The organism is Mycolicibacterium brisbanense, assembly GCF_001570425.1.
GTDB classification, from domain to species: domain Bacteria; phylum Actinomycetota; class Actinomycetes; order Mycobacteriales; family Mycobacteriaceae; genus Mycobacterium; species Mycobacterium brisbanense.
In genome coordinates this window covers 26,799-36,804 of the sequence record NZ_BCSX01000010.1, presented here as the reverse complement: position 1 = coordinate 36,804, position 10,006 = coordinate 26,799, and the positions used below count along the sequence as shown (strand labels likewise).

At 66.3% G+C, this 10,006-nt stretch carries 12 protein-coding genes and 1 pseudogene; 1 reads left to right on the top strand and 12 read right to left on the bottom strand.

Annotated elements, in window-relative coordinates:
* The 4 genes and pseudogenes from RMCB_RS04225 to RMCB_RS04210 all read right to left on the bottom strand — a co-directional run.
* Window positions 1-83, bottom strand: a pseudogene (locus RMCB_RS04225) (NADH-quinone oxidoreductase subunit B); the annotation flags it as partial.
* Complete coding sequence (locus RMCB_RS04220; RefSeq protein ID WP_029372641.1) at window positions 74-442, bottom strand: NADH-quinone oxidoreductase subunit A; 369 nt, start codon at window positions 440-442, stop codon at window positions 74-76. The gene RMCB_RS04220 and the pseudogene RMCB_RS04225, both read right to left, overlap by 10 nt.
* Window positions 443-615: 173 nt before the next feature.
* Window positions 616-1,014: an Rv3143 family two-component system response regulator gene (locus RMCB_RS04215; protein WP_062827770.1), complete on the bottom strand. Its 399-nt coding sequence runs from the start codon at window positions 1,012-1,014 to the stop codon at window positions 616-618.
* A 64-nt stretch (window positions 1,015-1,078) separates the two neighbouring features.
* Window positions 1,079-1,597 (bottom strand): YceI family protein, encoded by a 519-nt coding sequence (locus RMCB_RS04210; protein ID WP_062827769.1) that lies wholly within the window; start codon window positions 1,595-1,597, stop codon window positions 1,079-1,081.
* 120 nt (window positions 1,598-1,717) lie between these two features.
* Here RMCB_RS04210 and RMCB_RS04205 point away from each other — a divergent pair, with 120 nt between their 5' ends.
* Window positions 1,718-2,347: a class I SAM-dependent methyltransferase gene (locus RMCB_RS04205; RefSeq protein WP_062827768.1), complete on the top strand. Its 630-nt coding sequence runs from the start codon at window positions 1,718-1,720 to the stop codon at window positions 2,345-2,347.
* Between the two features lie 5 nt (window positions 2,348-2,352).
* Here the strand turns inward: RMCB_RS04205 and RMCB_RS36425 are convergent, their stop codons facing one another.
* The 8 genes from RMCB_RS36425 to RMCB_RS04170 are packed head-to-tail and all read right to left on the bottom strand — an operon-like array spanning window position 2,353 to window position 9,983.
* On the bottom strand, window positions 2,353-2,706 hold the full coding sequence (locus tag RMCB_RS36425; RefSeq protein ID WP_062827767.1) for a DUF6285 domain-containing protein: 354 nt from the start codon (window positions 2,704-2,706) through the stop codon (window positions 2,353-2,355).
* The gene (locus RMCB_RS04200; RefSeq protein WP_062827766.1) at window positions 2,703-3,659 is read right to left on the bottom strand and encodes a phosphotransferase family protein; all 957 of its coding nucleotides are present in this window, start codon (window positions 3,657-3,659) and stop codon (window positions 2,703-2,705) included. Before RMCB_RS04200 ends, RMCB_RS36425 begins: the two co-directional genes overlap by 4 nt.
* Window positions 3,656-4,948 carry an acyl-CoA dehydrogenase family protein gene (locus tag RMCB_RS04195; protein WP_062827765.1) on the bottom strand — a complete coding sequence of 431 codons (1,293 nt, stop codon included), beginning with the start codon at window positions 4,946-4,948 and terminating at the stop codon, window positions 3,656-3,658. Before RMCB_RS04195 ends, RMCB_RS04200 begins: the two co-directional genes overlap by 4 nt.
* Window positions 4,949-4,968: 20 nt before the next feature.
* Window positions 4,969-5,583 carry a TetR/AcrR family transcriptional regulator gene (locus RMCB_RS04190; protein WP_029372652.1) on the bottom strand — a complete coding sequence of 205 codons (615 nt, stop codon included), beginning with the start codon at window positions 5,581-5,583 and terminating at the stop codon, window positions 4,969-4,971.
* Window positions 5,584-5,593: 10 nt separating this feature from the next.
* Complete coding sequence (locus RMCB_RS04185; protein WP_062827775.1) at window positions 5,594-6,490, bottom strand: hydroxymethylglutaryl-CoA lyase; 897 nt, start codon at window positions 6,488-6,490, stop codon at window positions 5,594-5,596.
* A gap of 2 nt (window positions 6,491-6,492) precedes the next feature.
* A complete protein-coding gene (locus tag RMCB_RS04180; protein WP_062827764.1) occupies window positions 6,493-7,716 on the bottom strand; it encodes a CaiB/BaiF CoA transferase family protein in 1,224 nt (407 codons plus the stop codon).
* Window positions 7,713-8,891 (bottom strand): alpha/beta hydrolase family protein, encoded by a 1,179-nt coding sequence (locus RMCB_RS04175; protein WP_062827763.1) that lies wholly within the window; start codon window positions 8,889-8,891, stop codon window positions 7,713-7,715. Before RMCB_RS04175 ends, RMCB_RS04180 begins: the two co-directional genes overlap by 4 nt.
* Window positions 8,892-9,983: a homogentisate 1,2-dioxygenase gene (locus RMCB_RS04170; protein ID WP_062827762.1), complete on the bottom strand. Its 1,092-nt coding sequence runs from the start codon at window positions 9,981-9,983 to the stop codon at window positions 8,892-8,894. It lies immediately after the preceding gene.
* Window positions 9,984-10,006 lie beyond the last annotated feature (23 nt).

The following is a 10,006-nucleotide window of genomic DNA, read 5'->3' as shown; positions in this document are numbered from 1 at the left end:
AGCGATCCCTTGCGCACATACCCGGCCACCACTTCGACCGTCGAGAGCAGGATGCCGCCGGGCAGCCGTTCCTCTAGTCCCAATTCAGGCCCCCTCGCCGCCATACGTAGGCGTACGCCACGAACACCGTGAGCATGAACAAAAGCATCTCCACCAGCGCAAACAGGCCCAGTTTGTCGAACGCGACCGCCCACGGGTAGAGGAACACGATCTCGATGTCGAACACGATGAACAACATCGCGGTGAGGTAGTACCGGATCGGCATCCGCTGACCGCTGGTGCCCGCCGCGCCCGGGGGCATCGGTTCGATACCGCATTCGTACGCTTCGAGTTTGGACCGGTTGTAACGCCGCGGCCCGATGACGAGGGCGATCCCCACCGAACCGACCGCGAATACAGCCGCGATCGCGCCGAGAACCAGAATGGGCGTGTACAGATTCATGCCGCGTGAACGCTCCTCGCTGGGCTGTCGATGTGAGCTGACCCACAGCCTAGCGAGCTTTGCGGCCTGCGCCACGCATTTTGATTAGTATCGGTTACTAACGCGCCGACGCCCCACGGCGCATCTAGCCCTGCTGTGAATATCGAACGGCTACAGGTTGATTCGCGTTCGGATTACCTGGCCGGGGTGCGCAGCAAGGACACCACCGCATCACCAAGACGGATCGGGTCGATCGGGTGCGGAACGGCCGCCTCGGCGCGTGACCAACTGGCCAGCCAAGCGTCGTCAGGCCGTCCGGTGAGTACCAGAATCGGCGGGCAGTCGGCGATCTCGTCCTTGAGCTGTTTGGCAATACCCATGCCGCCGGCCGGGGTGGCTTCGCCGTCGAGGATGGCCAGGTCGAATCCGCCCGCATCCATGTGTGCGATCACCATCGGCGCGGTCGCGACGTCGACGTACTCCAATTCGGGCAATTCAGGGTGTATCCGTTTGCCGAGCGCGAGTCGTACCTGCTCGCGGGTGCGCGGATTGTCGCTGTACACCAGGATGCGCAGCGGCGCGGGGCCGACCATGTTGGCGATGCTACTGGCTGAGCCCGCGCCCGCCGGGCAAGTCGGTGAATTCGACTGTGCGCGTTCAGGCCCGGGTGAACACCAGGTCTGCCGAGATGTCGGTCTTCGGCCCGACCATGCCGAGCATGTTGCCCGACACCTCGAATTCGCTCCGATTCACGGTGCAGCCGCCCGACACCCGTACCGTGCCGTCGTCGAGAACCTGCACGCTGACGGGCAATTCGATGGGTTGCGATGTGCCCCGGACGGTCAGCGTCGCGCGCAGAAGCGCCCGTCCCGCGTCCGCGGACTCGAATCCGGTCACCTCGACCACGATGTCGGGGTAGGTGTCGACGTCGAAGAAATCGGCCGAGCGCAGGTGATTGTCGCGTTTGGTGATGCCGGTGTGCAGCGACGCGGCCCGGATCACCAGTCGCCCGGTGACTGTTTCCCCGACGACGCCGTCGCCGCTGAATTCGGAGAACCGGCCGGTGACCGTCGCCAGCCCCCAGGCGGTCTTGTTCCGGAACGTCACCGAGGACCGGTCCGCGACCAGCGTCCAACTGCCCGCGGTGTTGACGAGGATGTCCGGCAGGGTGGTCATGGCGCCTCCGTGCTGATCGGCTGTCGGTTCGTATTCTGGACACGATGTGGGCCGGTGGTCGCATCATTCTCCTGGACCGCCATTGACCTCAAGTGCCATTGAGATTGAACACTGGGTGACATGGACGAAACACCGACCATGTCCCGGTTCGACCAAGCGTACGCATCGAACACCGCGCCATGGGTGATCGGCGAGCCGCAACCGGCGATCGTCGAACTCGAACACACCGGCGCCATCAGCAGTCCCGTGCTCGACATCGGGTGCGGTGCCGGCGAGCACACCATCCTTTTGGCCAGGTTGGGCTACGACGTCCTCGGCATGGACTTCGCGCCTCGAGCCATCGAGCAGGCCCGTGCCAACGCCGCGGCCCGGGGCGTCGACGCGCGGTTCGAGGTGGGCGACGCGCTCCGACTCGCCGGCACGTCGACGTATCGGACCGTCATCGACAGCGCGCTGTTTCACATTTTCGACGACGCCGACCGCGCTGCATACGTGCGCAGCCTCCACGGTGTCTGCCGTCCCGGCGGGCTTGTGTACGTGCTGGCGCTGTCCGACGCAGGCCGGGGCTTCGGTCCTCAGGTCGGCGAGGACACCATCCGCTCCGCGTTCGGCACGGGCTGGGAACTCGAGTCGCTACAGACCACGACTTACCGCGGTGTGGTCGGGGAGGCGCATGCCGAGGCGTTCGGGGTTGCGGCGGGCACGATGGTCGACGAACCGGCCTTCTTGGCGCGGGTGCGCCGGCTCTGAACTGCTCACTCCAGCTCGTAGCCGGGGTGTGCCACCCGTAGCCGGTGCCGGACCAGAACGTGCAGCGCAGCCACGACCTCGTCGCCGCAGTCGCCGGCGCGGATCGCGGCCGCCAGCTGCGCTTCGTCGTCGAATCCGAGCGACCGCAACACCCGCAACGGCTCATCGGCGGTGTCGTCGAGCAGTTCACGTTCCACGGTGCGCAGAACGTTGGCGGCGACGCGGGCGCGGAATTTGAGGGCTGCGGCGTCGGTGTGCCGACCGTCGGGTCCGGTGCCGTCGCGCACCTCGGTCTCCAAGAACTCGGCGACGGCAGCCACCAGTTCGGCCGCCGTCGGTTTGTAATGCAGGCCGGTCATGTCTGCTCCAAAAGGGTCAGGAGGTCGTACTCGGTTTCGCAGACGCGACGCCCGATCGCGGCCCGCTCCACCGATCGACTCTGACCGCTGCGGTGCCGTTCGTACTGGTAACGGCAGATGACGCCCCAGCGCAGGGTGGCCAGCACCAACCACCAGTGCAGGGTGTCCGGGTCGACGGCAGCGCCGCCGGCCGCCTGATAGGCCCCGACGAACTCGTCGATGCTGCCCAACCCGCCTGCGGCCAACTCCTTCGGTGCGCCGAACCGCCAGGCCCGGATGCAGAACCACGCCAGGTCGTCGGCGGCCTCGCCGATATGGGTGAGCTCCCAGTCCAATACGGCCGCCAGCCGGGGTGTTCCCGGGCTGGAGTCCACGATCAGGTTGCCCATGCGGAAGTCGCCGTGTACCAACACGGGACGCGTCGGCGCCGGGCGGTTACGCTCCAGCCAGCGGAACGCCCACTCGAATGTGGCTGTCGTGTCGCCCATTTCGTCGAGTTCCCGGCGCCAGTCGGCGAGCGGGTCGGATACCGCCAGGCCGATCCCGTGCGCGTCGGCGCGGTGGATCTGGGCGAGCGCCTGGGCGCACTGGGCCAGCAGCGCCGGGCGCGATGTGTCGTCCAGGGTGCGCGCGATCTTGCGGACGATGGTCTCGCCGTCGATGAAATCGCAGATGAGGAACGGATTGCCGAGCGGCTCAACCGAATTGGAAGCGGACAGGATGTGTGGGACGGGAGCGCCTGCGGCCGCTGCCCGGCGCAGCGCGGCGGCTTCCAACTCCATGCCGGCGTGCGCGTCGTCGGGCGGTCCGATACGCAGGATCAGCGGCCGATCGTTTGCGGTGAACGCCCAGGTGGTCCGGCTGGCGCCACCGGTGAGCTCTCGCAGGCCCTCGATGGTCACGTCGCCCAGTTCGGGTGCCAACACTGCGGCCAGGGCCGCGGTGTCGATCACTTTCGCCCGAACTTCAGCATGCGCTGCGCGACGCGGCGGATCTGGATCTCCTCGGCTCCCTCGGTGATCCGATAGCGGCGGTGATGCCGGTAGATGTGTTCGAACGGCTCGTGGCGGCTGTAGCCGATCCCGCCGTGGATCTGCATGGCTCGGTCGGCGGCCTCGCACACCAACCGGTTTGCGCGGTAATTGGCCATCGACACTTTGTCGGAGACCTCCATGTGGGCACCGCGGACGTGAGGAGCAGATTGGGCACCGCGGACGTGAGGAGCAGATTGGGAACCGCGGTCGAGATGCCAGGCGGCGTAGTAGACCAGCAGTCGCACCATCTGTGCCTCGGTCTGCAGTTCGGCCAGCGGCCACTGCACAGCCTGGTTCACCGCCAGCGGCTTACCGAAGACGATGCGCTCACCGGCGTAGGCCGCGGCGCGGTCGATACAGTACTGGGCGGCGCCCAGGCTGCTGGCTGCCTGGCGAATTCTGTTCTCGTGCAAGAAGGTCTGCGCCACGTCGAGGCCGTGATCCACCTCGCCGAGTACCGCGTCATCGGGTACCCGAACGTCCTTGAGTACCACCTCACCGTGGTCGCTGGGCATGTTGAAGGTCCACCAGTAGTAGGGCACGGTGAAACCCGGTGTGTCGGTGGGCACCAGGAATGTCGTGATGCCTACTGCTTGGCCGGGCTCGCCGGACGTCCGCGCGAAAATCAGATCGTGCGTGGCGCGGTGCACGCCGGTGTTCCACCGCTTGGCGCCGTTGATCACCCAGCCGGCACCGTCTTTGACCGCGGTGGTCTCCAACCAGGTCGCGTCGCTGCCATGATCGGGTTCGGTGAGCCCGAACGCCATCGACCGCTCGCCGGTGATCATCGCCTCGACCCATTCTTTCTTCTGGGCTTCGGTGCCGAATCGGCTCATCATGATGACCTGCGGGAAGTTGCCGACGATCGACGACTCGTCCTGTAGATCGTTGTGCAGGCCGAGTCCCTTGTGCGCCAGGTGTTCCCGGATGACGGCCATGTCGAGGTTCGTGCCATCGCGGCCACCGAACTCACCGGGCAACCCGTAGCGCAGCCACCCGGCCGCATCGGCGCGGCGGCGCATCTCATCGAGCAGGTCCTCCCACTCGCGGGAGGGCACTCCGCCGTTGTCCAGATCGGTACGGGCGAACTCGCGGCGCCGGTCGAAGTACTGCATATGCTGCTGTTCGAGCGGTTTGATCTCCGCTTCGATGAAGGCGTCCATCTCGGCCAGCAGCCCTGGAAGGTGTTCTGGTAGAGCGAAATCCACTCTGATTCCTCTTTCTGCTCTCAGAAGCCGTACAGAGTCTTCTTCCAGATCGTCGACAGGGTCGTGATGGCGTCCTCATCGCTGATCTGCAGTTCGGATCCCGGGTTGCCGACGACCACCACGGTGAAGTTCTCGAACAGCAGCGCGATCGCGGCGGCAATGTGCTCGGGATTGAGGCCCTGCGCGTAACCTTGGGCGGCGGCGTGGCGCACCGACTCGGCGACCATGTCCATGCCGAAACGCCGGAACTGATGCTGCACCTCGGCGAATCGTGGTTGCGTGGCACCGAGTTGCGCGACCGCGATCATGATGCCGATGTTCTGCTTGAACAGATTCCAGTACCCCGTGACAACGGTGGTGAAGTAGTCGGTGTCCTGAGGCGAGTCCGGCAGCGGCACACTCATGCCCGACGGCGTGACAATGTCGTGCAGGAACGATTCGGCCAGCGACGCCAGCAGGTCTTCCTTGTCGTCGAAGTACCGGTAGAACACCGCCGAGGATTTCCCCGCCGCCGAGGTGATGTCTGCCAGCGTGGTCCCGTGAAAACCCCTTTCGGCGAACAGCTTTCGGGCGGCCAGCTCGATGGCTCCACGAGTCTGGCGGCCCTTGGCGGTGAGGGATTCGGCGGGCGTCATGCGGGCGTCGTCAGTTCCGGATCCGGTCACCCGCGCGCAACAGCGCACTGGGAAGGGCGTGCCCGACAAGCCGCTGGGCCACTTTGGCGGCCTCGATCGCGGCGGTCAGGTCGACGTCGACGCCGATATCGCTGTCCCGCAAGAGGTACACCAGGTCTTCTGTGGCGATGTTGCCCGTGGCGCCGGGAGCGAACGGGCAGCCGCCGAGACCACCCACCGACGCATCGAGTCGGGTCACGCCGGCCTGCACCGCAGCGTAGGCGCTGGCCAGGCCGGCGCCTCGGGTGTTGTGGAAGTGCGCGCCGAGGGGCAGGGCGCCGACGATCGGGCGGATCTGCTCGATGAGCGAGGTGACCCGGCGCGGGGTGGTGGTCCCGATGGTGTCGGCGATGGCGATGCGGTCGACGCCGAGTTCGACTGCCGCGGTGACGATGTCGATCACCCGTTGCGGAGCGGTCGGCCCGTCGAATGGGCAGTCCCACGCCGTCGCGACGATGACCTCGACAGCGGCGTCGCTGTCGTGCGCGACCCGGGTGACATCGGCGATGGCGGCAGTGGCCTCGGCGGTGCCCCGGCCCACGTTGGCCTGGCTGTGGGCGTCGGAGGCGGACACCACGTACTCGATGGAGCGCAGCCCGGAGGCGATGGCGCGTTTGGCCCCGTTGGGGCTCGCGACCAGGGCCGAGAACTCCACGTCCGGATATGCCGCCAGTGCTTCGGCGAACTCGGGGGCGTCGGCCAGGGCAGGCACCTTGGACGGGGACACGAACGCGGTCGCCTCGATCTCCCGAACACCGGTGGCGACGATGGCCGCCAGCAGTTCGACCTTGGCCGACAACGGAATCGGATCCTCGAGCTGTAATCCGTCGCGCAGACAGACTTCGCGAATATCGACATGGGTAGGCATGGTCACAGCACCCCCTCGGTGCGCAGGTTCTCCAGTTCGTCGGCGCTGAGGCCGAGCAGCCCGCCGTATACCTCGGCGTTGTGCTGACCCGGCTGCGCCGGTCCGGCGTTGCGGATGCTGCCGGGCGACTCCGACAGCACCGGCACGATGCCGGGGCCCTTGACGTTGCGCCCGATCCGTTCGTCCCAGTGATCGGCGATCATGCCGCGGGCCTGCAGTTGCGGGTCCTCGACCACCTCGACGACAGTGTTGATGGGTCCGGAGATCACACCCGCCTGCGACAAGGTCTCGATGATGTCCGCAGGCTGGCGTTCGGCCGCCCACGCGCCGATGATCTTGTCGAGTTCGTCTTGATTGCGCCCGCGCGCAATGTGATTGACGAACCGGTCATCGGTTGCCAGCTCTGGCCGGCCCATCGCGGTGCACAGCCTGCGGAACACGGTGTCCTGGTTGGCGGCGATCACCACCCAGCTGCCGTTGGCGCTCTGATAGATGTTCGACGGCGCGATGCCCTCAAGCCGCGTACCCGACGGCCCGCGCACCACGCCGCCCGTGTCGTAGTCCGGGATGGTGGATTCCTGGATGGCCAAACACGATTCGGTCAGCGCGGTGTCCACCACTTGCCCTTCGCCCGTGATGCTGCGGCGGTACAGCGCCGCGAGCGCTCCCTGGGCGGCGAACATTCCGGCGAGGCTGTCGCCCAGTGACAGCGCCAGGCGTGGGGGAGGGCCACCGGGAAAGCCGTTCATATGCCGTAGCCCGCTGGCCGCCTCGGCGACCGAGGCGTAGCCGGCCTTACCGGCATCCGGCCCGGTCTGCCCGTACCCGGACACCCGCACCAGGATGATGCCCTTGTTGCGTCCACGCAGAACGTCGTAGCCCAGATTCCACTTCTCCAGCGTTCCGGGCCGGAAGTTCTCCACGATGATGTCGGAGCGGTCGACCAGATCCAGGAACAGCTCCCGGCCCCGTTCGGTGCGCAGATCCAGGGTGACTGCCTTCTTGTTACGCGCATGCACCGTCCAGAAGAAGTGATGCCCTTCGAGTTCGGCCTGGCCCCAGGTGCGCAGTGGATCCGGGCTGCCGGGCAGCTCGACCTTGATCACCTCGGCGCCCATATCGCCTAGCAGCCGCCCGGCGAAAGGCCCCGAGATCAAAGTGCCGAGTTCGAGCACCCTGATGCCGTCCAGTGCCCCGGGCGCGTCCGCCTGCCGGAGTTCACTCATAGCGAGAACCCGTGCCGGTGCAGCCAGTCGGTGCACACCCCGACGGCGTGGCGCAGCTTGTCGCGCTGATCGGGGCCCGAGTAGTAGTGGTTGGCTCCGGGAATCTCGTGCATCTCCTTGTCCGGATGACCGATCGCCTCGTACAGGCGACGGGTGTGGCTCGGTGTGCAGGCGTCATCAGCGAGGTTGCCGATCACCAGCGCGGGCACCGCGATGTCCGGACCTGCCTTGACGGCGTCACCGTTGGCATCGTCATAGCTCCATTGCGACAGCCAACTGCGCAGCGTGCAAAATCGGGCCAGGCCGACGGGGCTCATGTTCACCACCTGAGGATCGCCCAGATAACACTGTCCCGGGGTGCGTTCGTTGGGATCGACCGTCGGATCGAGCCAGCGCGGGTCGGCCATGGTGCCGTGCACGACGAAGGCGAATTCATCGTCCGGGCGGCCTGCCGCCTTGAGTTCAGCCAGCTTTTCTTTGACCCACCTGGTGATTCGCCGGTTCCGATCGATCTGCGCCTGGTGATAGCGGTCGAGGAACTCAGCCGTGTACGGCGGCTGGTTCGGGTTGTCCGGGTTGTACAGGTCCAGCTCGGGGTCACGCTTTGACGGGTCGTTCTCGTCGAGGATGGAGGCGTCCATCCACTCGGTCATGGTGCCGTGCCTGCTGATGTGCGCGGCCAGCAGCATGATGCCGTCAGCAGGGATCAGACCGAGTTTGGTCAGGTCGGGGCCGTCCCCGGATGGGCTGGCCGTCACCGTCGGGTGCTGGGCCTGCTGCTGGTAGAACACCGACAGCGACCCGCCACCGCTCCAGCCGGCGAGGACGACTTTCGAGTACCCCAACCGGTTCTTGGCGTCCTTGATGCATTCGCCGAGGTCTTCGACGACCTTCTCCATGAGCAGTGCGGAGTCCGTGCCACGGAAGCGGCTGTTGCAGTAGATGACGTGATGTCCGGCGCGGGCCAGCGCGTTGATCATCGGCAGGTAGGCGCCGCCGCCGATCGGGTGCATGAACACCAGCACGGTGTCGCTCGGCCGGTCCTTCGGCTTGAGGAGATAGCTCTCCAGCACCACCAGTTCGGCGACGCCGCCGTACACGTCGCGGACCGATGAGTTGTTCTGGTAGGCAACCAGATACGGGATGCGGTCGTACTCGTGCTTCACCACGGTCATCTAGTGCTGCCCCAGGTCGTTGGCGAGGATTTCGGCGGAGGGAACGAGCCGGCGACGGGTGTCGATGGCGATCACCGACCAGTCGACCCGGTCGTATTCGTCGAACTTGCGTCGGGCCCGCTCCCGCGCCTTCTCCGGCGCGCCGTGGTGAACCCCTTGTGGCGCATGGGAAATGAGGCCCGGCGGCATCGGGATGCCGTACAGCGAGCCGGCATGGAAGAACGCGATCTCGTCGTAGTCCACGTTGCGGTGATACCACGGGGTGCGCTCGGTGCCCGGCACGCTCTCGGCGGGCTTGGGCAGGAAGTTCATCACGTACACCCCGGTGGCCTGCATGAACAGATGCACTGTCGGCGGCAGGTGCACGCTTTCGGAGGTGATGACGGTGTAGTCCTCGATGTTGAAGGTGAACGGGAAGTTGTCGCCGCGCCAGCCCTCCACGTCGAGCGGATGATGTTGGTAGAAAAGCGAAGTGGGTCCACCTTCGTGGTACAGCCGGACCTCGTACTCGTCTCGGCCGTCATCGTCGATCGGGAACGGTTCCGGGATCGTCACCTGCGCCGGGTCGAACGGGAAGTGGCGTCCCAGCGTGCCGGCGGGCGGCACCCGGAATTCGTCGGTCGCCTGAATCATCAGCCACGTGCTTTCGGTGGCCGGCACCTGGCGGAACGTGCACGCCTTCGGGAGGTACACCCAGTCGCCCTCGCGGTAGGGCAGCGGGCCGAACTCCGTCTCGAGCAGCCCGGACCCTTTGTGGGAGAACAGAAGCAGATCGCCGTCGACGTAGCGGACGAAGAACGGCATCGGCTCGCTGCGCCTGCTCAGCAGCACCTGGCAGTCGGCATTGGAGAACATCAGCAGTGGACCGCCCTGCGCATCGGTCGCGTCGGCGGGCTTGAGTTCGGAGGACAGCACGTCGGTGGGGCGCAGCGGGCCCACGGTGCGGTAGGCCGTGGGGTCGTTGCGCCGGTACATGTTCGCGGTGCGTCCGACGAAACCACCGCGGCCGAGTTCGTCGTCCTTGAGGCCGTCGAGGTCGGCGTGTATGCGCTTCGGGGTCTTGCCTTTGCGCAGGTGGACGAAGGATTCCATACCGGGCTCCTGAGAGGTGCGAC

Excerpts from the sequence above, each read along its gene's own strand:
- RMCB_RS04220 (WP_029372641.1), bottom strand. The coding sequence starts at position 442 with ATGAATCTGTACACGCCCATTCTGGTTCTCGGCGCGATCGCGGCTGTA.
- RMCB_RS04215 (WP_062827770.1), bottom strand. The coding sequence starts at position 1,014 with ATGGTCGGCCCCGCGCCGCTGCGCATCCTGGTGTACAGCGACAATCCG.
- RMCB_RS04210 (WP_062827769.1), bottom strand. The coding sequence starts at position 1,597 with ATGACCACCCTGCCGGACATCCTCGTCAACACCGCGGGCAGTTGGACG.
- RMCB_RS04205 (WP_062827768.1), top strand. The coding sequence starts at position 1,718 with ATGGACGAAACACCGACCATGTCCCGGTTCGACCAAGCGTACGCATCG.
- RMCB_RS36425 (WP_062827767.1), bottom strand. The coding sequence starts at position 2,706 with ATGACCGGCCTGCATTACAAACCGACGGCGGCCGAACTGGTGGCTGCC.
- RMCB_RS04190 (WP_029372652.1), bottom strand. The coding sequence starts at position 5,583 with ATGACGCCCGCCGAATCCCTCACCGCCAAGGGCCGCCAGACTCGTGGA.
- RMCB_RS04185 (WP_062827775.1), bottom strand. The coding sequence starts at position 6,490 with ATGCCTACCCATGTCGATATTCGCGAAGTCTGTCTGCGCGACGGATTA.
- RMCB_RS04180 (WP_062827764.1), bottom strand. The coding sequence starts at position 7,716 with ATGAGTGAACTCCGGCAGGCGGACGCGCCCGGGGCACTGGACGGCATC.
- RMCB_RS04175 (WP_062827763.1), bottom strand. The coding sequence starts at position 8,891 with ATGACCGTGGTGAAGCACGAGTACGACCGCATCCCGTATCTGGTTGCC.
- RMCB_RS04170 (WP_062827762.1), bottom strand. The coding sequence starts at position 9,983 with ATGGAATCCTTCGTCCACCTGCGCAAAGGCAAGACCCCGAAGCGCATA.